Annotated in this window: 18 protein-coding genes and 1 tRNA gene; 6 read left to right on the top strand and 13 right to left on the bottom strand. The window is 66.9% G+C overall.

The window, feature by feature from the left end; genetic code table 11:
* Window positions 1-31: 31 nt before the first annotated feature.
* Window positions 32-523: an acetolactate synthase small subunit gene (gene ilvN, locus C1I89_RS19625; RefSeq protein WP_102774257.1), complete on the bottom strand. Its 492-nt coding sequence runs from the start codon at window positions 521-523 to the stop codon at window positions 32-34.
* A gap of 11 nt (window positions 524-534) precedes the next feature.
* Entirely contained in the window at window positions 535-2,325 is a 1,791-nt protein-coding gene (locus C1I89_RS19620; protein WP_258231483.1) for an acetolactate synthase 3 catalytic subunit, read from the bottom strand.
* Between the two features lie 382 nt (window positions 2,326-2,707).
* Between C1I89_RS19620 and C1I89_RS19615 the strand changes: the two genes are divergently transcribed.
* The gene (locus tag C1I89_RS19615) at window positions 2,708-4,930 is read left to right on the top strand and encodes an FUSC family protein (RefSeq protein ID WP_102774255.1); all 2,223 of its coding nucleotides are present in this window, start codon (window positions 2,708-2,710) and stop codon (window positions 4,928-4,930) included.
* Window positions 4,931-4,945: 15 nt separating this feature from the next.
* On the opposite strand, the gene yaaA is transcribed toward C1I89_RS19615, so the two are convergent.
* The 3 genes from yaaA to C1I89_RS19600 all read right to left on the bottom strand — a co-directional run bounded on the left by yaaA (window position 4,946) and on the right by C1I89_RS19600 (window position 7,827).
* The gene (gene yaaA, locus C1I89_RS19610; protein WP_102774254.1) at window positions 4,946-5,716 is read right to left on the bottom strand and encodes a peroxide stress protein YaaA; all 771 of its coding nucleotides are present in this window, start codon (window positions 5,714-5,716) and stop codon (window positions 4,946-4,948) included.
* Window positions 5,717-5,732: 16 nt separating this feature from the next.
* Window positions 5,733-6,515, bottom strand: coding sequence for a 3-hydroxybutyrate dehydrogenase (locus tag C1I89_RS19605; protein ID WP_102774253.1), 783 nt, complete (start codon window positions 6,513-6,515; stop codon window positions 5,733-5,735).
* A 103-nt stretch (window positions 6,516-6,618) separates the two neighbouring features.
* On the bottom strand, window positions 6,619-7,827 hold the full coding sequence (locus C1I89_RS19600) for a cation:proton antiporter domain-containing protein (protein WP_102774547.1): 1,209 nt from the start codon (window positions 7,825-7,827) through the stop codon (window positions 6,619-6,621).
* 265 nt (window positions 7,828-8,092) lie between these two features.
* Here C1I89_RS19600 and C1I89_RS19595 point away from each other — a divergent pair.
* Window positions 8,093-8,183, top strand: a tRNA-Ser gene (locus C1I89_RS19595).
* Window positions 8,184-8,247: 64 nt separating this feature from the next.
* Here the strand turns inward: C1I89_RS19595 and C1I89_RS19590 are convergent.
* From C1I89_RS19590 to C1I89_RS19575, 4 genes are read right to left on the bottom strand one after another with little or no spacing between them, the layout of a single operon-like run.
* A complete protein-coding gene (locus C1I89_RS19590) occupies window positions 8,248-9,213 on the bottom strand; it encodes an OmpA family protein (RefSeq protein WP_102774252.1) in 966 nt (321 codons plus the stop codon).
* 51 nt (window positions 9,214-9,264) lie between these two features.
* Entirely contained in the window at window positions 9,265-9,882 is a 618-nt protein-coding gene (locus C1I89_RS19585) for a flavin reductase family protein (protein WP_102774251.1), read from the bottom strand.
* Window positions 9,883-9,885: 3 nt separating this feature from the next.
* Window positions 9,886-10,842: a carbon-nitrogen hydrolase family protein gene (locus C1I89_RS19580; protein ID WP_102774250.1), complete on the bottom strand. Its 957-nt coding sequence runs from the start codon at window positions 10,840-10,842 to the stop codon at window positions 9,886-9,888.
* Between the two features lie 14 nt (window positions 10,843-10,856).
* Window positions 10,857-12,509: an MFS transporter gene (locus C1I89_RS19575; protein WP_102774249.1), complete on the bottom strand. Its 1,653-nt coding sequence runs from the start codon at window positions 12,507-12,509 to the stop codon at window positions 10,857-10,859.
* Between the two features lie 157 nt (window positions 12,510-12,666).
* On the opposite strand from C1I89_RS19575, the gene C1I89_RS19570 reads away from it, so the two are divergent.
* Window positions 12,667-13,515 (top strand): IclR family transcriptional regulator, encoded by an 849-nt coding sequence (locus C1I89_RS19570; protein ID WP_102774248.1) that lies wholly within the window; start codon window positions 12,667-12,669, stop codon window positions 13,513-13,515.
* Window positions 13,516-13,534: 19 nt separating this feature from the next.
* Here C1I89_RS19570 and C1I89_RS19565 read toward each other — a convergent pair whose 3' ends face one another.
* A complete protein-coding gene (locus C1I89_RS19565) occupies window positions 13,535-14,515 on the bottom strand; it encodes a Bug family tripartite tricarboxylate transporter substrate binding protein (protein ID WP_102774247.1) in 981 nt (326 codons plus the stop codon).
* Between the two features lie 81 nt (window positions 14,516-14,596).
* Window positions 14,597-15,724 (bottom strand): mandelate racemase/muconate lactonizing enzyme family protein, encoded by a 1,128-nt coding sequence (locus C1I89_RS19560; protein ID WP_102774246.1) that lies wholly within the window; start codon window positions 15,722-15,724, stop codon window positions 14,597-14,599.
* Window positions 15,725-15,873: 149 nt separating this feature from the next.
* Here C1I89_RS19560 and C1I89_RS19555 point away from each other — a divergent pair, with 149 nt between their 5' ends.
* Window positions 15,874-16,758 carry a LysR family transcriptional regulator gene (locus C1I89_RS19555; protein ID WP_102774245.1) on the top strand — a complete coding sequence of 295 codons (885 nt, stop codon included), beginning with the start codon at window positions 15,874-15,876 and terminating at the stop codon, window positions 16,756-16,758.
* On the opposite strand, the gene C1I89_RS19550 is transcribed toward C1I89_RS19555, so the two are convergent.
* The gene (locus C1I89_RS19550) at window positions 16,755-17,936 is read right to left on the bottom strand and encodes an amidohydrolase family protein (RefSeq protein WP_102774244.1); all 1,182 of its coding nucleotides are present in this window, start codon (window positions 17,934-17,936) and stop codon (window positions 16,755-16,757) included. The genes C1I89_RS19555 and C1I89_RS19550 overlap by 4 nt on opposite strands.
* A 21-nt stretch (window positions 17,937-17,957) precedes the next feature.
* Window positions 17,958-18,155: a hypothetical protein gene (locus C1I89_RS19545; RefSeq protein ID WP_181391022.1), complete on the bottom strand. Its 198-nt coding sequence runs from the start codon at window positions 18,153-18,155 to the stop codon at window positions 17,958-17,960.
* Window positions 18,156-18,339: 184 nt separating this feature from the next.
* Here C1I89_RS19545 and C1I89_RS19540 point away from each other — a divergent pair, with 184 nt between their 5' ends.
* Together C1I89_RS19540 and C1I89_RS19535 are read left to right on the top strand one after the other, a co-directional pair.
* The gene (locus tag C1I89_RS19540; protein ID WP_102774243.1) at window positions 18,340-18,834 is read left to right on the top strand and encodes a hypothetical protein; all 495 of its coding nucleotides are present in this window, start codon (window positions 18,340-18,342) and stop codon (window positions 18,832-18,834) included.
* A 302-nt stretch (window positions 18,835-19,136) separates the two neighbouring features.
* Window positions 19,137-19,457, top strand: coding sequence for a virulence factor (locus tag C1I89_RS19535; RefSeq protein WP_102774242.1), 321 nt, complete (start codon window positions 19,137-19,139; stop codon window positions 19,455-19,457).
* The last annotated feature ends 45 nt before the right edge of the window (window positions 19,458-19,502 follow it).

Here is a 19,502-nt window from a genome sequence, read left to right as displayed (position 1 = left end):
ATTTTTTCAGTTCAGATGTAGGGTGCGGCGGTCAAAGCTTCAGAATCCGTTCGCCGCGTCCGATGCCGGACACGCCGGTGCGCACGGTTTCCAGGATGGCACTGCGGTCCAGGGCCTCCAGGAAGGCCTGTACTTTTTCCTGCACCCCCGTCAGTTCGATGGTGTAGGACTTGTCGGTCACGTCGATGATGCGGCCGCGGAAGATGTCCGCCATGCGCTTCATTTCCTCGCGCTCCTTGCCGACGGCCCGCACTTTCACCAGCATCAGCTCGCGTTCGATGTGCGCGCCCTCGGTCAGGTCGACGACCTTGACCACGTCCACCAGGCGGTTCAGGTGCTTGGTGATCTGCTCGATGATCTCGTCGGACCCGGTGGTCACGATGGTCATGCGCGACAGGGTGGCGTCCTCGGTGGGCGCCACGGTCAGGGTCTCGATGTTGTAGCCCCGCGCGGAAAACAGGCCCACCACGCGCGACAGCGCGCCGGGTTCGTTTTCGAGGAGGACGGAAATCACATGCTTCATGGGTGGCCTCCTTACAGGTCTTCAGAGCCGAGCAGCATTTCGGTCAGCCCGCGGCCGGCCTTGACCATCGGCCACACGTTTTCGGTGCGGTCGGTGATGAAGTCCAGGAAGACCAGGCGGTCCTTGTGCTTCTTGAACGCTTCGCGCAGCGCCGGCTCGACGTCGGCCGGGCGCTCGATGCGCAGGCCCACGTGGCCATAGGCCTCGGCCACCTTGACGAAATCGGGCAGCGAATCCATGTAGGACTCGGAATAGCGCGAACCGTAGTCGATCTGCTGCCACTGCCGGACCATGCCCAGGAAGCGGTTGTTCAGGCAGACGATCTTCGGCGTCAGGCGGTACTGGTGGCAGGTCGACAGCTCCTGGATGTTCATCTGGATGGACGCCTCGCCGGTGATCACGGCCACGTCGCTGCCCGGATTGGCCATCTGCACGCCCATGGCGTAGGGCAGGCCCACGCCCATGGTGCCCAGGCCGCCGGAATTGATCCAGCGGCGCGGCTTGTCGAACTTGTAGTACTGGGCCGCCCACATCTGGTGCTGGCCCACGTCGGAGGTGACGAAGGCGTCGCCGCCGGTCACTTCCCAGAGCTTTTCCACCACGAACTGCGGCTTGATGACCTCGTCCGAGTTGGCGTACTTCAGGCATTCCTTGCCGCGCCAGGCCTCGACCTGCTCCCACCACTTGGCGATGGAGGCGGGCTTGTGTTCGGCCGCGGCAATGTCGTACTGGGTGCTGAGATCGGCCAGCACGTCCTTCACGTTGCCCACGATCGGCACGTCCACGCGCACGCGCTTGGAGATCGACGAGGGGTCGATGTCGATGTGGATGATCTTGCGGGCGTTCTGCGCGAAGTGCTTGGGATTGCCGATCACGCGGTCGTCGAAGCGCGCGCCGATGGCCAGCAGCACGTCGCAGTGCTGCATCGCCATATTGGCTTCGTAGGTGCCGTGCATGCCGGGCATGCCCACGAACTGGCCGCTGCTGGCGGGATAGCCGCCCAGCCCCATCAGAGTGCTGGTGCACGGCGCGCCCAGCTGCGTGACGAGCTTGTTCAGTTCGGGAGCGGCGTCCGACAGGATCACGCCGCCGCCCGTGTAGATCATCGGGCGCTCGGCCGACAGCAGCATCTGCACGGCTTTCTTGATCTGCCCCTGGTGGCCCTTGTTGACGGGCGCGTAGGAGCGCATCGAGATTTCGCCCTTGGGCGGCGCGTACTTGCACTGCGCGACGGTGATGTCCTTGGGGATGTCCACCAGCACCGGGCCGGGACGGCCGGTGCGCGCGATGTAGAACGCGCGGCGCATGGTCTCGGCCAGGTCCTTGACGTCGCGCACCAGGAAGTTGTGCTTGACGCAGGGGCGCGTGATGCCGACGGTGTCGCATTCCTGGAAGGCGTCTTCGCCGATGGCCGCAGTGGGCACCTGCCCGCTGATGATGACCATCGGGATGGAGTCCATGTAGGCGGTGGCGATGCCGGTGACGGCATTGGTCACGCCGGGGCCGCTGGTCACGATGCAGACGCCGACCTTTTGCGACGAGCGCGAATAGGCATCGGCGGCGTGCACGGCAGCCTGCTCGTGGCGCACCAGGATATGCTGGAATTTGTCTTGCTTGAAAATCGCGTCGTAGATGTAGAGCACCGCGCCGCCGGGGTAGCCGAAAACGTGTTCCACGCCTTCTTCGGCCAGGCAGCGCACGACGATATCGGCGCCATTCAGTTCCATGTTGTCATTCCTTTCAAAACCGGCCCTGCAAACCCTGTCTGCTGCCCGCCCGGATACGACGGCAACTGAACCCATACCGGCTGCGGCAACATGATCCGGCGCTTAGCGGCTCACGGAGCCACGCCACCCGGACACCCTGCCGACCCGGCACACGCTCGACAGAACGCAGTGCAAACGCCCCTGGGGGACGCTGGAGGTCGAAATGGAAGCCTTGGCAACACACGCTTGTGGCGCGGCCAACGGCAGGTGTAACTGCTGCGGGAGGGCTGGGAGGTGACCCTGGCCATCCGCCTCAACGCACCGGCTTCGGATAGCGGGCCGGCGCAAGTGGGGGAATTTACCGCGTTGCGTCAAAGGTGGCAAATCGGCGTTGCGTGGAAGTTTCGGTAACCATCCGACCCCGAAAAAATCCACAGTCTCTCTATACTTATCCCGTCGCCCAGAATCGAGCCCGCCCATGGATTTGCGCATCGCCAGCATCCGCCGCTTCCTCTACAGCCACTACTTCTTCGGCGGGGTGCGCCAGGGGGTGGGGATGCTGTTGCCCGTGCTGGTGGTGGGCGGCCTGTTCGGCAATTACACGACGGGCCTGGTGGCGACCTTCGGCGCGCAGTGCCTGGCCATCATCGACCAGCCCGGCGGCCCGCAGCGCCACCGCACCAACGAAATGCTGGGCGGCGCGGCGCTGGGCACCCTGACCGTGGTCATCACGGGGCTGGCGTCCAGCTATCCGGTGCTGATCTGGCTGGCGGTCATCGCGCAGTGCTTCGTCTATTCCATGTTCAGCGTGTTCGGCAAGCGCGGCGGGCTGATCGGCTTCGCCGGCCTGCTGCTGATGACGCTGACCATGCATACGCCGCTGCAGCCGCACGAGGTGCTGGCGCACGCCACGGCCACGCTGGGCGGCGCGCTGTTCTACCTGGTGTTCAGCCTGGGCTTTTCGCGCCTGTTCTGGCTGCGCGAAGAGCAGCAGGCCATGTCGGTGGCGCTGTTCGCCACCGCCGACTACGTCGCCGCCCGCGCCGCCTTCTACGACACCACGTCGGACCTGGACGAGGCCTACCGCGACCTGATCCAGCGCCAGTCCGTCATGACCGACAAGCACCAGGCCGCGCGCGACATGGTGCTGCGCGCCCTGCCCCGCGGCAAGGGCCTGGGCGACCGCCAGCGCGTGATGATCTGGAACATGTTCGTCGACATGCTGCTGCTCCTGGACACGCTGGTGGCCACGCACACCGACTACGCGGCGCTGCGCCGCGCGCTGGCCGGCAACGACTGCCTGATGTTCATGCGCGACGCGCTGGTGAAGATGTCGCTGGAGCTCAACCGCATCGCGCTGGACGTGTCGCGCGGACGCAAGGTGCAGTACCGCAGCAGCGCCAAGGCCGAGTTGCGCGCCATCGAGTACGAGATCGAACAGCTCAAGCAGCAGGGCCTGGGCGAGCGCGAGCCCGAGATGCTGGCGCTCATCATCCAGGTGCTGCGCCGCCTGCGCAATTCGGCGCGCATCGTCGACCGGCTCGCCGACCACACCGCCGCCTCGCCGGACGCCAAGCCCACCGACGTGCTGCGCATCAACAAGTCGCTCACGCGCTTCATTTCGCGCCAGGAATTCCGCCTGGGGCTGCTGACCAGCAACCTGCGGCTGGACTCGCCGCACTTCCGCTACGCGCTGCGGGTCACGGCGGCGGCCGCGATCGCCATGACGCTGGCCAGCCGCTGGCTGTCGCCGGCGTTCTCGTCGCACAGCTACTGGATCATGCTGACCATCGTCATCATCATGAAGCCGGGCTTCGCGCTCACGCGCCAGCGCAACGGCTGGCGGCTGATGGGCACGCTGATAGGCTGCCTGGGCGCCCTGCTGCTGTTCCACCTGACCGACCAGCCCGAAATCCTGTTCGCCGTGCTGCTGGGCGCATGCATCATGGGCAACAGCCTGGTGCAGCTCAACTACATGGCCAGCGCCATCTTCAATACGCTGTTCGTGGTGCTGGTGTTCCACTTCGTCTCGCCGGGCACGGTGTCCATGGCGGTGATCGGCGAACGCGCGCTGGACACGCTGCTGGGCTGCGCGCTGGCGCTGGTCTGCAGCTATATCCTGCCCTGGTGGGAAGCACGCTACCTGCGCCCGCTGGCCGCGGCGGCCACGCGCGCCAACCGCGAATACCTGCTGGCGGGCCTGCGCTACGTCGAGGCGATGCAGGCCCACGGCGCCCCCGTGGGCGCGGCCGCCGGCGACACGCCCGCCGTGACCGACGCCGACCTGGCGTGGCGGCTGGGACGCAAGAACGTGCACATCGCGTTCAGCAATTTCGCCGAAGCCTTCTACCGGATGATGAGCGAGCCCAAGTCGCACCAGGTGAACGTGCCGGAGCTGAACAACCTGCTGATCCAGAACCACGTGCTGGCCTCGCAGATCACGGCGGCCATTCCCATCCTGGCCGCCCTGCCCGCCACGCCCGAGGCCGTGCAGCGGGCCTTGAACGGCGTAGCCGGGCTGCTGGACCAGAGCCGCGCTCAGCCGCCCGCCGACCTGCCCACCCAGTTCGACACCGAAGGCGAACAGGCCGCGCTGGTCTATCCCATCAAGCAGATACTGAAGGCCGCCCACATGATCCGCCAGGAACTGCAGGCGCTGGAAGATCCCGCCCACGCGCCGCAGATGGCGGTGGCGGCCTGAGCGCCGCCCCCCGTATTACGCCTTGCGCCGGAACACCAGCTTGTCCGCCGACGACGCGGAGGCGTCATACGCATAGCCTTCCAGGTCGAAGCCCTGCAGGCCTTCCGGCTTGGAGACCTTGTGCAGGATGGCGTAGCGCGCCATCAGGCCGCGCGCGCGCTTGGCATGGAAGCTGATGACCTTCCAGGCGCCGTTTTTCCAGTCCTGGAACACGCACTGCACCACGCGCGCCTTCAGGGTCTTCAGGTCGACCGACTTGAAGTATTCCTCGGACGCCAGGTTGACCACCACCGGCGCCTTCTGGCCGGCCTGGCGTTCGTTGAGGTAGTCGGCGATGGCGCTGCCCCAGTATTCGTACAGGTTCTTGCCCTTGGGCGTCTGCAGGCGCGTGCCCATTTCCAGCCGGTACGGCTGCATCAGGTCCAGCGGACGCAGCACGCCATACAGGCCGCTCAGGATGGCGACGTGCTCCTGCGCCCAGTCCAGCTGCTTGGCCGAGAGGGTCGAGGCTTCCAGCCCTTCGTACACGTCGCCGTTGAAGGCCAGCACCGCCTGGCGCGAATTGGCCTGGGTGAAGCTGCGCTTCCAGTGGGCGTAGCGCTGCACGTTCAGCTCCGACAGCGCCGGACTCAGGCTCATGAGCTCGGCAATGTCCTCGGCCGACTTGGTCTTCAGCACCTTGATCAGGCCGGCGGCCTGGTCCACGAACAGCGGCTGGGTATGCGTCTCGATGTGCAGCGGCGAGTCGTAGTCCAGCTTCTTGGCGGGGGAAAGCAAAAACAGCATTGCGGGTTTCCTTTGTTCAGCGCGCCGTCCAGCCGCCATCGACCGAGACGGACGTTCCAGTGATTTGGGCCGCGGCGTCGGAGGCCAGGAACACGGCGGTGCCGCCCAGTTGTTCCGGCGTCACGAATTGCAGCGACGGCTGCTTTTCGCCCAGCAGTTCGCGCGCGGCGGCTTCCTGGTCGATGCCGTTCTTTTCGGCCAGTGCGGTGATCTGCTTTTCCACCAGCGGGGTGCGGACCCAGCCCGGGCAGATGGCGTTGGCGGTAATGCCCTGGCCGGCCGTCTCCAGCGCCGTGACCTTGGTGAAGCCCACCACGCCATGCTTGGCGGCCACGTAGGCCGACTTGTAGGCCGAGGCCACCAGGCCGTGCGCCGAAGCGATGTTGATGATGCGGCCGAAGCCCTGCTTCTTCATGTGCGGCAGCGCGGCGGCGGTGCCGTGGAACACGGCCGACAGGTTCAGCGCCAGGATGGCGTCCCATTTCTCGACCGGGAATTCCTCGATCGGCGCGGTGTGCTGGATGCCGGCGTTGTTGACCAGGATGTCGATGCGGCCCAGCTGGCGCACGGCGTTCTCGATCAGGCCGCGCACGGCCTCGCCCCTGGACAGGTCGGCCCCGTCGTAGATCACCTTCACGCCATGTTTTTCGGCCAGGCCGGCGCGGACTTTTTCGATCTCGGCCGCGTCGCCGAAACCATTCAGGACGATATCGGCGCCTTGCGCGGCGAAGGCCGTGGCGATGCCCAGGCCGATACCGCTGGTGGAACCGGTGACGAGGGCGATTTTTCCTTTGAACATGGACGTTCTCCTGTGATCTCGCATGGGGCGGAAAGCGAAGCAGGCGTCAAGTGTAGCTGCCCCGCATGTCGGCCATCATGCCATGCCCGCAAGACCGTCAGGGTCAAGCCGCGGAAGGCGGATCGCGCGGCGTGCCGGCCTCGTCGGCGGGCGGCTGGACGGCCGGCAGCTCGGCCATGCCGCCGCGGTTTTCCGGGATGCGCTCGAGCAGCTTGATCAGCACCGGCACCACGCCCATGGAGATGGCGACCACCACGGAAAGCACGTCGCGCTGTTCCAGGTCCACCAGATGGTTGTCCCAGGCTTCGTTGAAGATGGCGAAGCTGAATTCGCCGCCCTGCGCCAGCGCCACGGCGAACAGCAGCCGGTGGTAGCGCGGCAGCCCCAGAAAGCGCGCGAAGCCGTACAGCACCGCGCCCTTGACCAGCAGCAGCGCGGTGACCCCGACGACGATGAACAGCCAATGATGCTGCACCACTTTCAGGTTCACCGACATGCCGATGGCCACGAAAAACAGGCCCAGCAGCAAGCCCTTGAACGGGTCGATGGCCTTTTCCAGTTCGTCGCGGTAGCGCGACTCGGCCATCAGCACCCCCGCCAGGAACCCGCCCAGGCCGGCCGACAGCCCGGCATAGTCGAACAGCTGGGCGGCGCCCACCACCATCAGCAGCGCCGCGGCGGTGAACAGCTCGTTCAACTGCGCGCGCGCGGCCCAGCCCAGCAGACGCAAGTGGTGAGCCGCGGCGACCACGGCCACGGCGATCAGCGCCTCCTTGAACGACGGCGCCGAGCTTCCGTCCGATCCCATCAGGCCGGCCGCCACCAGCATCGGTATCGCCGCCATGTCCTGGAACAGCAGCACCCCCAGCGCCGACCGCCCCAGCGGCATCCGCGTCAGGCCGCGTTCCTCCAGCAGGCGCAGGGCCACCGCCGTGGACGACAGCGCCAGCGACAGGCCGCAAAGCACCGCCGCCTGCCAGCTCATCCCGGCCAGGTGCCGCAGCGCCGCGCCGAACACCACGCCCAGCAGCAGCCCGCAGACCAGCATCTGCAGCGAGCCCAGGACGAACACCTCGTTGCGCATGGCCCACAGCCGCCTGGGCGACAGTTCCAGCCCGATGATGAACAGCATCATCACCACGCCCCACTGCGACACCCCGATCATGGTGTCCACGTTGGTCACCAGCTTCAGGCAGGACGGCCCCACCAGGATGCCGGCGATCAGGTAACCCGGAATGGCGCCCAGCCCCAGCTGCTGGGTGATGGGCACGCACAGCACGGCCGCAAGCAGGAGGATGAGGATCAGATCCATGGGCGCAAGGGAGCGGAAAGACCGGCGCGGCGCGCCGGCGTTGCCGGGATTCTGGGCAAAGAACGGCGGCACCGGTAGTTAGTTAAAACCCCCGTGGCGGGCTTTTTTCAGGCCCCTTTACACAAACGAAAAAGATCCTGTAGAATTGCGGGCTTCGCTAGTTCGACGACGAAGATTCTTCCGACCAGGGATCTTTCGCCAGAAGCTGGATAGTGCGGATCGCAAGATCCGGCTTTCGCCGTCATCGGAACATCAATAGCGAAAAGGAGAGGTGGCAGAGTGGTCGAATGTACCTGACTCGAAATCAGGCGTACGGTATCCCCGTACCGTGGGTTCGAATCCCACCCTCTCCGCCAGTATTCAAAAAGGCCAATCCCTCGGGATTGGCCTTTTTTCTGTCGGTGACCCGGGCACCTCTCCCTATTGCTTCACCAGCTCCACGCGCCGGTTCCTGGCGCGGCCTTCCTCGGCGTCGTTGGACGCCACGGGCGCGAGCGATGCCACGCCCCTGGCCGACAGCCGGCCGGCGGGAATGCGGTAGGACTCGGCCAATGCCTTGGCCACGGCGTCCGCGCGCTTTTGCGACAGGTCCATATTGCGCGCCAGGCTGCCCTGGTTGTCGGTATGGCCGACGATGTAGACCTTGAGCGCGGGATTGGCCTGCAGCAGCTTGCCCATTTCGTCCAGCGCGGCCTTGGAATCGGCCTTGACCTCGGCCTTGTCGGTATCGAAATACACGCCATAGACGGCGACCCTGCCGGACTCGGTCAGCGCTTTCTGCATGGCCGTCGCGTCGGGCAATTCGACCTGGCCCGTCTGCATGGCCTTGAGTTCGACCACCTGCAGGAACACCGGCGTGCGTTTGTTGGCTTCGTCCTGCATCACGTCCAGGAACGCATAGACGTCGCCCGACGGCGCCTGCTTCCTGGCAAGCATGGCGTAGTACTTGCCGCCAAAGACGGCGTCGCCGTGGCCGAGCGGGCTGACTTTGCCGCTGTTGAAGACGTAGGACTGGAAATCCCCGCCGCACTGCTCGTCGCCCTTGCACTCGAAGACGGTCTTGAAGCCGCCCGCCTGCAAGGTGTCCTGGTAATTGCGGTAGACCTCGAGCGCCGACTTGCCGCCGTCGATGCGATAGCCGATGCGCGTGACCTTGCCTTCGAGCGCCAGGGCCTTGGCCTCGGACTCCTTGGGGATGGCCTGGTCGGGCGCCAGCGCTTCATCGTAATCCAGCTGTTTGTAGGCGTTGATCTGCGCGCCCGAGAAACGCCCCACCAGCGGGTGGTCCTTGGAGCCCGCCACGTCTGCCGCATGGCCCGGCAGCGCCGCCGCCATCAGTGCCGCGCCCAGCAGGGCGCAACGAACGCTACTTGCAACACATGCCATCGGGGCCGGGCCTCCTTGCGCCGAAATCCTGGGTTGAAGACCCGCGTTTCCTCAGACCGGCGCCGTGGGCCGGGCCAGTTGGAACAGGTCCGAGGAGCGAGCATACCAGCCGCCCCCGTGCATGCGCGCGATCAGCCCCAGGGCCGGCGTATCCACGTGGCCGCGGGCGGCGTCGCGCACGTACGCGTCGTCGACGTGCGCCCCCAGCACGCGGCCGATCACCACGATCTGGCGCGGGCCGGTCACGACCGTGGCCTGGCTGACGCATTCCAACGACACCGGGCTGCCCTCGATCAGGGGCGGACGCACGTGGATGGCCGGCCTGGCGGTCAGGCCGGCCGCCGCCAGTTCGTCCACCTCGGGCGGATAGTCGGCGCAGGTCTGGTTCATCTGCCGGACCAGGGACTCGGGCACCAGGTTCACGACGAACTCGCAGTTCTCGATGATGTTGGCGCCGGAGTCCTTGAACTCGCCGTTGGCATGGCGCATCAGCCCGATGGCCACCGTGGGCGGCTGGTGCCCCATGACGTTGAAAAAGCTGAAGGGCGCCGCGTTCACCACGCCCTTGCCGGAGATGGTGGTGAGCCACGCGATCGGACGCGGGGTGACGGTCGAGGTCAGCACGTTGTAGACCGTCTGCGCCGGCAAGGCGCTGAAATCGAAATGCATGGGTCAGGCCTCCTGCCGGCCGTCGTCCAGCGCCGACACCGGACGCTTGGCGCGGGTGTCGACCTGCAGCTGGAAGACGTCGGGCCGCGCGTAGTGGCCGGCGACGTCGAAATCGAACTTGCCGCGCAGGATCTGGTTGGGGTCGATGTCCGCGTACAGAATCGTCTCGCCCGAGTAGTCCGGCCCGGCCAGCACTTCGCCCAGCGGGTCGATGATGGCGCTGCCGCCGCGCATCAGCACCGTGTCCGGCTTGTCGCCCAGCGCGCATTCGAAGTCGTCGGGATAGGCGTCGCGGCGCAGGTGCTGGCACGAGGTCAGCACGTAGCAGCGCCCTTCCAGCGCGATGTGGCGCATGCTGGGAATCCAGGAGTCGCGGTCGTCGGCGGTGGGCGCGCAATACAGCGCCACGCCCTGGCCGTACATGTACATGCGCAGCATGGGCATGTAGTTTTCCCAGCAGATGACCGCGCCGATCTTGCCGTAGGGCGTGTCGAACACCGGCAGGGTCGAGCCGTCGCCGAACCCCCACACCAGGCGCTCGCCGGCCGTGGGCATGAGTTTGCGGTGCTTGCCCGCCAGGCCCTGCTGGCCGTTGAAGTACAGCACGGTGCAGTACAGCGTGCCGCCGTCGGCTTCGATGCAGCCCATGACCACGAAGCTGTCGGTATCGGCCGCGGCCTGCGCGATCAGCGCGACTTCCTCGCCGTCCAGGCGCACGGCCTGGCGGTGGTAGCTGGCGTAGGCGTCGCGGCCTTCGGGCTTGCGCATGCCTATCGGCGCGCCGAAGGAATTGCCCTTGGGATAGCCGCCCAGGAACGCTTCGGGGAACACCTGCACCCGCGCGCCCTGCTCGGCCGCCTGGCGGATCAGCGCCGCCGCCTTGCGGGCGCAGGCGAGGCTGTCGGTAGGGATGGACGCCGCCTGGATGACGGCGGCCTTGAATCTGGGTTGCACGGACATGTCTCTCCTCTCTCTCAGTGCGCCGGGTCTTCGTCGATGGCCGTGGCGCGGGTGTTGGGCAGCAACAGGCTGCCGATGACGCCGACCACCGCCGTCACGGCGACCGGGTACATCAGGCCGCCGAAGATATTGCCGCTGGCCTGGGCCAGGTAGGTCGCGGTAAAGGGCACGATGCCGCCGAAGATGCCGGCGCCGATGTGGTACGGGAAGGATAGCGCCGTATAGCGGATGCGGGCCGGAAACAGCTCCACCAGGTAGGCCGCGACCGGGCCATAGACCATGGCGACCACGGCGGTCATCAGCACCAGGATCAGCACGATGACGGTGTTGTCGACTCGCGCCGGATCGGCGCGCTCGGGGTAGCCGGCGGCGGCCAGCGCGGCGGCGTAGCCCGCCCGGTCGAAGCCGTTGACGGTCTGGCCGCCCACGCTCATGGCGATCTCCTGGCCCGGCAGCGGCTCGGCGTACTCGAAGTTGATGCCCTTGGCGACCAGGAATTTCTTGGCCTGCACGCAGACTTTCTTGTGGTCGGCATGGCTGCCCACCATCGCCGCCTGCAATCCGAAGTCGCAGGCGCCGCCGCCGACATCGGCATGCACGCGCACCGGCGTGGTCTGCATGGCCTGCGCCAGGGCGGGATTGCCGGCCTTGAGCAGCACGTCGAACATGGCGTGGTAGCCGATGGCGGCGATGAACAGGCCGGCCATCATGATCCACTTGCGGCCGATGCGGTCGGACAGCCAGCCGAACAGCACGAAGGTCGGCGCGCCGATGATGAAGCCGATCAGAATCAGCGTGTACACGCTGGTCTGGTCCAGCTGCACCGCCTGCTGCAGGAAGATCATGACGTAGAACTGGCCGGTGAAATAGGTCGCGCCCTGGCCGGCGGTGACGCCGACCAGCGCCAGCAGCACCAGGCGCAGGCTGGACCATTGGCCGAAGGTCTCCTTGACCGGATTCTTCGACAGGCGGTTCTGCTGCTTCATGCGCGTGAACACGGGCGACTCGTGCAGCCTGGCGCGCACATAGATGGAAATCGCCAGCATCACGATCGACAGGATGAACGGCAGGCGCCAGCCCCATTGGCGGAAGTCCTCGGCGCTCATCGCGGCCTGGGTGCACAGGATCACGACCAGCGACAGGATCAGCCCGGCCGACGAGGTGATCTGGATCCAGCCGGTCAACAGGCCGCGGCGCCGCGGCTCGCAATGCTCGGCCACATAGATCACCGCGCCGCCGTATTCGCCGCCCACGGCCAGGCCCTGCACCACGCGCAGGGTCAGCAGCAGTATCCACGACAGGTGGCCCGCCGATTCATAGGTGGGCAGGCAGCCGATCAGCACGGTCGCCCCGCCCATCATCACCACCGTGATCAGGAAGGTGTACTTGCGCCCGAGCCTGTCGCCGAGATAGCCAAACAGCACTGCGCCCAGCGGCCGGATGATGAAGCCCACCGCCAGCGCGCCCAGCGCCGCCAGCAGCGCCACGGTCGGATTGTCCTGCGGAAACAGCACCTGGCTCATGAAGACGGCCAGGGTTCCATAGATGAAAAAGTCGTACCACTCGAACAAGGTGCCGAGGGTCGATGCCACCACGACCTGGCGTTCCTCTTTGCGGCTGAGCGTCTGCGCGCCACCCGGATGCTGCATTGCAATATTCGCGTCCATGCCTGCTTTCCCGATCACTTAGATTGATACTGCTGTAGTCATTAACTATTATCAAATCTAAAGCCGGGGCTGAAAAAGCTGGGGAAAACCCGGCACGCGGCCCCGGAAGGCCCCCGGCGCCGCTGCTACACTCCCGCCAGAAACAGAGGAGGCAGTCATGGCTAGGCCCGCCGGCAAGGTCGATGAAAACGCAGAAAAAGCGCCAGCCGCCGCGCGCAGAGGCATCCAGTCGATCGAAGTGGGGTTCCGCATCCTGGACCTGATCCGCAAGGCCGGCCGCCCGATCCCGTTGAAGGAAATCGCGCAGGCCTGTGAACTGACGGTGCCCAACGTCCATTACTACCTGGTGAGTTTCCAGAAGGTGGGCGTGGTGCAGCAGCATGCGGACACCGGCCATTACGGCCTGGGCCCTTATGCCTTGCGGCTGGGACTGGCGGCGCTGGAGCAGTTCGACGTCTTCACCACGGCCCGGCCGGTCATGGCCGAGGTGGCCGCGATCACCGGCCAGACGGTGTTCCTGGGAGTCTGGGGCAACAAGGGTCCGACCATCGTCTACCGGGTCGAGGGCAGCCGCAGCCGGCCGCTGCTGGAATTGCGCGTGGGCAGCGTGTTGCCGCTGCTGTCGTCGGCGCTGGGCCGCAACTTCCTGGCGCATCTGCCTCAAGCCAGCACGCGCGAGCTGCTGGAGCAGGAAATGGCCTCGTCGGTGCCCGAGGGCGCCGGCGGCGCGGCGGGCAGCTCGTACACGCTGCAGGACGTGCAGGCCATCCGCGACGAGGTGCTCAAGCACGGCCTGAGCCGCTGCCGCGACGCGCTGCTGCCGCATTTCACGTCGCTGTCGGCGCCCATTTTCGACATGCTGGGCGAAATGAAGGCCGCCATCACGCTGATGGGGCCGGTCGGTTCCATCGACGACGATCTACAGTCCGAGACCGCGCGCCTGCTCGGCGAGAAGGCGCGCTCGATCTCGGCCTCGGCCGGCTGGGCGGCCCCCGCCGGGGGCTGAGCGGCCCGCCCGCGGCCGCTCAGCCCTCGGCGACGAGCTTGGCGTCCTTGATGGTCCTGGCGTATTTCTGCTGTTCCTGCCGCATGAAATCGGCGAAGCGCTGCGCGCTGCCGCCGCCTTCTTCCGCGCCGATCTGCGCCAGCTTTTCCTGCACGTCGGGCATGGCCAGCACGCGATCGATGTCCTGGTTCATGCGCTGGACCATGGGGCCCGGCATATTGCCCGGACCCACCATGCCGAACCAGATGCTGGCCTCGAATCCGGGATAGCCCTGCTCGGCCACGGTGGGCACGTCCGGATGGCTCTTGGAGCGGCGCTGCAGCGTCTGCGCCAGGCCGATCACCTTGCCGGACTGCAGCAGCGGCGTCGCGGTGGTCATGCCTTCGAAGCAGTACTGCACGTGGCCGCCCATCAGGTCGTTCATCAGCGGCGCGGAGCCCTTGTAGGGCACGTGCAGCACGTCGATGCCGGCGCGCGCCTTGAAGATCTCTAGCGCCAGGTGCTGGGCCGAGCCGCTGCCGGCCGAACCGAACACGATCTTGCCCGGCTGGGCGCGGCACAGCGCGACCAGTTCGGGCAGCGTCCTGGCCGGCTGCGAGGCGCCGCCGATCAGGATGGTGGGCGTCTTGCCCACCAGCGCGATGGGCGAGAAATCGCGCTCGACCGAATAGGCCAGCTTGGGCTGCAGCCCGGGCGCGATGCCGTGGCTGTTGACGTGCGCCATCATCAGCGTATTGCCGTCATTGGGCTGGCGGGCCACCTGCTCGGCGGCGATGACGCCGGCCGCGCCCGCGCGGTTTTCGACGATGACGGGCAGGTTCCACAGCACGCCCAGCTTCTGGCCCAGCAGGCGCGCCAGCACGTCGGTGCCGCCGCCGGCGGGAAACCCCACCACGATTTTCACCGGCCCCGACGGCATGTCCTGCGCTCGCGCCATCGCCGGCAGCATCAGCGCCGCGCCCAGCGCCGCGGCGCCGCTCATGAATTGCCTACGTTGCATTGCTGTCTCCTCGCGCGCCGGTCTTGCCGCCGGCGACTGATAGTCATGCCGCGCCGCGGGTCGCGACGCCGCCCGCGGCGCTCAGCGGCCGACGCGGGTCCACTTGCCGTAGCGCTCCACCATGCGCTCATCGAAGCCGAAGCCCAGGCCGGGTTCCTGGTGCAGGATCACGCGGCCGTTCTTGTGGCTCAATTGGCGGTCGACCAGCTTGCGGAAGTTCAGCACCTGGTCGTCCCAGAAGAATTCGACGTAGCGCGCGTTCGGCGTGGCAGCCACCAGCGGCGCGTGCACGTCGTGGAACCAGTGCGGGCAGACCACCACGCCGTAGCTGGCGGCGGTGGCGGCGATGCGTTTCCATTCGGTGATGCCGCCGCACACGGCGGCGTCGGTCTGGAGGATGCCCGCCGCGCCCTTGTCCAGCAGCTCCTTGTGATACCAGCGGCCGTAGCCGATTTCGGCGGTGGCGATGGGCAGGCGCGTCAGCCGCGCCAGCTTGGCGTGGCTATCGATGTCATCGGGGCCGAACGGCTCCTCGATGAAGTAGGGATCGTATTGCTCGAAGCGGCGGATGTACTGCATGGCCTGGGTCACGTCCTGCCAGGCGTTGTTGCAGTCCATCATCAGTTCGACGTCCGGCCCCACGGCTTCGCGCGCGGCCTTCAGGCGCGCCTCTTCCTCGGCCGGCGACAGGCGGCCGGTCTTCATCTTGACCGCGCGGAATCCCTTGTCCACGTAGCTGGCCATTTCCTCGCCCAGGTGCTGCGGCGTCTTGCCGTCGAGGTAGTAGCCGCCGCTGGCGTACGCCGGCACCGACTCCAGCTCGACCGCGCCCAGGTAGCGGTGCAGCGGCAGGCCGGCGGCCTTGGCGTTGAGGTCCCACAGCGCGATGTCCAGCGCGCTGAGCGCGCGCATCACCGTGCCCTGGCGCCCCTGCAGCAGCGCCTCCTGGTACATGGCCTGCCACAGCCCCTCGACGGCATGGGAATCCTTGCCCAGCAGCACCGGCGCGAGCAGGCTCCGCACCGCCGCCTCGAAAATGGCGCCGCCGGCGCTGCCCACGTAGCAGAAGCCTATGCCTTCGACGCCGTCGGAAGAGCGGACCTTCACCAGGCCATAGTGCCGCAACGACACGGTGCGGTTGGAAAACGAGGTGACTTTGTCCAGGGGCACCGCGGCGGCGCAGACGTCTATGGATTCGATGATGGGCACAACAGGCTCCTTTGGGGGGCTGAGAGGTTCGGCTGGCGCCGCCAGCGCGACGCCCTGCACGTATTCTTGCCGTGGCCAAAGAAAACAACAATTATCGTCACCCATCTTTAGAATATGGAAAAACCATCTTCCGCAGGGCTACCGCCGCCATGGACTCGCGTTTTCTGCAAACCTACGTGCACGTCGTGGAACTCGGTTCCATCGCCCAGGCCGCGCGCCACCAGGGCCTGACGCCGGCCACCGTGCAGCAGCGGCTGCGGGCGCTCGAAGCCGACATGGGCAGCGCGCTCATCGCGCGCTCGGGCCGCACCGTCAAGCCCACGCCGGCCGGCGTGCGCATCCTCGAACGCGCCCGCGCCATCCTGCGCGACGTGCGCGACCTGCGCTCGGCGGCCTCGGACACCGAACTGCCCGCCGGCCCGCTCAGGCTGGGGGCCACGCCCACGGCGCTGACCGGCATCATGCCGCCGGTGCTGCGGACCTGGGTGGCGCGGCATCCGCAGATCGAGATCTACATAGAACCCGCCCCCACCACCCTGCTCTACAGCAAGGTGCTGTCCGGCGAACTGGACGGCGCGCTGCTGGTGCACCCCCTGTTTTCCATTCCCAAGACCTGCGCGTGGCGCGACCTGCGGCGCGAGCCGCTGGTGCTGGTGACCCCGGCCGGCATGAAAGTGCGCGACCCGCTGGCCGTGCTCGCGCGCGAGCCGTACATCCGCTACGACCGCAGCGTGGTGGGCGGCAAGATGGCCGAGGATTATCTGCGCGCGCGCAATCTGCGCCCGCACGTGCGCTTCGAGCTCGATGGCATCGATTCCATCGCGAGGCTGGTGTCGGAAGGGCTGGGCGTCGCGCTGCTGCCGGACTGGGCCAGCACGGGCGCGCCGGCCGCCGACGTCAGGCGCTGGCCGCTGCCGGCGCCCTGCCCGGTGCGCACCGTGGGCGCGATCTGGCCGCGCGCGGGCGTGCGTTCGGCCTTGATGCAGGCCTTCGTGGAACTGACCGAGACGCAGCTCGGGCTGGCCCGGGACTAGGCGCCGCGGCCGTCGCGCGCCACGACTGCGCCGCGCGACACCACCAGCCGGCGCGGCGCGCGCTGCGCCACGGCTTCGGCCACGCAGCTGGCGTCGACCAGCACCAGGTCGGCGCGCGCGCCCGGCGCCAGGCCGTAATCGGCGAAGCCGCAGGCGCGGGCCGCGGCGGCGGTCACGCAATCGAAGGCCCATTCGACCTCGTCGTCGCGGCGCAGGTCATTGCGCAGCCCGATCAGCATGGCGCGCGCCAGCATGTCGGGACTGCCGTAAGGGGTCCAGGTGTCGCGGATGCCGTCATTGCCGCCGAAAAGCGTCACGCCGGCCTCGCGGCAGGCGCGCAGCGAAGGCACCGGACGCGAAGGCGGCGCGGTGGTCAGCAGCGCCACGTCCAGCGCGGCGAGCCGGCCCAGCAGGCCCTCGAGGCGCTTCGCGTCCACGCCGCCCAGGCAGAATGCGTGGCTGATGACGACCTTGCCGTTCATGCCCAGCGCCTGGGTGCGGTCCAGGATAAGTTCCAGCGTGAACGCGCCCAGTTCGCCCGGTTCGTGCAGATGGATGTCCACGGGCTTGCCATGCTTGTCGGCCAGGCCGAACAGCACGTCCAGCGAACGCGCGGGATCGCGGTCGATGGCCGAAGGGTCCAGTCCGCCCAGCACGTCGGCCCCGTTCGCCAGCGCCCGGTCCAGCAGCTCGGCGGTGCCGGGCCGCACCAGCAGGCCCGACTGGGGAAAGGCCACGGTCTGGATCTCGACGCGGTCGGCCAGTTCCTGGCGCGTGGCATGCACGCCGTCCAGGTGGCGCAGCCCGGCATCGGTATCGACGTCGACGTGGGTGCGGATGCGGGTCGCGCCTTCGCGCAGGAACGCCAGCGCCAGCGCGCGCGCATGGCTGGCGGCGTCATGGCCGGTGCTGGCGCGCCATTGCCGTTCGTTGTGGATGCGGTCGGTCAGCGCAGGCCCCACCTGGTTCACGTACCAGGGCGAGCCCCAGGTAGTCTTGTCCAGATGGGTATGGCCTTCGATCAGGCCGGGCAGCAGCAAGGCGCCGCCGCCGTCTTCCAAGGCCATGCCGGGCTCGGCTTCCAGCGCCGGGCCGATTTTCCGGATGCGCCCGCCGCGCACCAGCACATCCACCGGATCGCGACCGGCCCGGACGTTTTTCAATAAGAGGTCGGTCATGGTGGACGGCGCGCCGGCGGCTCAGACTTGAGGCGGTTCGATCCAGAAAAAGCGTTCGCCCTGGCGCACCATATCGGCCACGCCTTCGGCGCCGATACGGTAATCCGTGCCCATCAGCGTGGCGCCGCCATCCTTATGAATATGGATGATGGCCAGCGGGTCGTTCGCCATGGTGTACCAGTAGTAACCCGGCTTGAGATCGTGCAGGTCTGTGTTCATGCTTCGAGTATACAAACTTCCTCGCAACGTATTCAAAATGACACACATCCCTTGCGAGCCCCTGACATGATGACCGCTAGGCGGCATACTGCAAGATGCCAGGCTCGGACCGCGCTCTCGCATGCGCCGGCTGGGCAAATGCCGCTGTGGCGCATGCCTTGATCGTGAGAGGAACCGCGAGTGTATGAAAAGGCAATCTCTTCAATTCAGCGAACCGCTTAAACAGGCTGTATTGAACGGCGATAAAGTACAGAGCCGGCGTATCTTGAAACCGCAGCCTACCAAACCGACTACCGTCTGGTATGCCGACGCGTCGGATTCCGGAAGATGGGTGGCCATGGGGCCGTCCGTGGATAATCCCGCCGAGCTGCGGAAAACTTCCAGCTGGGTCCGATGTCCGTACGGAAAATCGGGCGAAAGCATTCTCCTGACCGACGAGGCCGGCAATCCGTTCACGTCGGCCGTGATCGTGGGCGTGCGCATCCAGCGGCTGCAAAACCTGTCCGACGCCGACGCCCGGGCCGAAGGCATCCCGGCGCTCTACCAATCCTCGTCGCTATTGCCCGGGGTGCCGCTGCAGACCGCCTTCGCCCTGACCTGGTGCGAACGCTACGGCGCCCACGCCTGGGCCGCCAATCCCTGGGTCTGGGTGGTCGAATTCCGCTGCCAGCAGGCCTGACGGCCGCGGCAATGGCGCATTCCTGCAACACCCGCGCGTGAAATCGCCCGCCGATCGTGACCGCCTGTAACCGTGGCGCCCCACTACACCGCATTCCAGCCGATTTCAATCGATTTCATCATCCGTTTCACCATAGCGGGCGACGGCTGCTGCAGGGCAGCAAGGCGGGGAACGCGGGTTGGGGGACGGTTGCGGATTGTCGCGATTGAGGCCGGCTCGCTTACCAATGGCCGGCGAAAAAGCCGGAAAATAGGCTCAACGAATACTCAACTTTGCTGCGTCATGCAGCAGGCAGGTGCAACATGAAAAAATGGCTTATCGCTGGTGCCGGTGCTGCGGGTCTGCTGATCTCGAGCGCCGCCTTGGCCCGGGTGGACGTGGGCATTTCCATCGGCGTGCCCGGGGTGGTTTTCCCGGCGCCGGTCTACGTGGCGCCCCAGCCGGTGTACGTGCCGCCGCCGCCCCCGGTCTATTACCGTCCGGCGCCGGTATACGTCGCGCCTCCGGTAGTCTATCCGGCGCCGGTCTATTATCGCGGCGGCCGCTACTACGACCGCGGCGGTTACTATCGCCACGGCGGCTACAAGCATCACCATCGCGGCCGCGGACACGACCGCGACTGATCGGACGCCAGCGCCGGAAATACCAAGGCCACTCTCGCGAGTGGC

This window comes from Achromobacter pulmonis, assembly GCF_002885955.2.
Taxonomy (GTDB): domain Bacteria; phylum Pseudomonadota; class Gammaproteobacteria; order Burkholderiales; family Burkholderiaceae_B; genus Achromobacter; species Achromobacter pulmonis_A.
The sequence above is the reverse complement of the archived record's forward strand: the minus strand, read 5'-3'. Positions and strand labels throughout refer to the sequence as shown.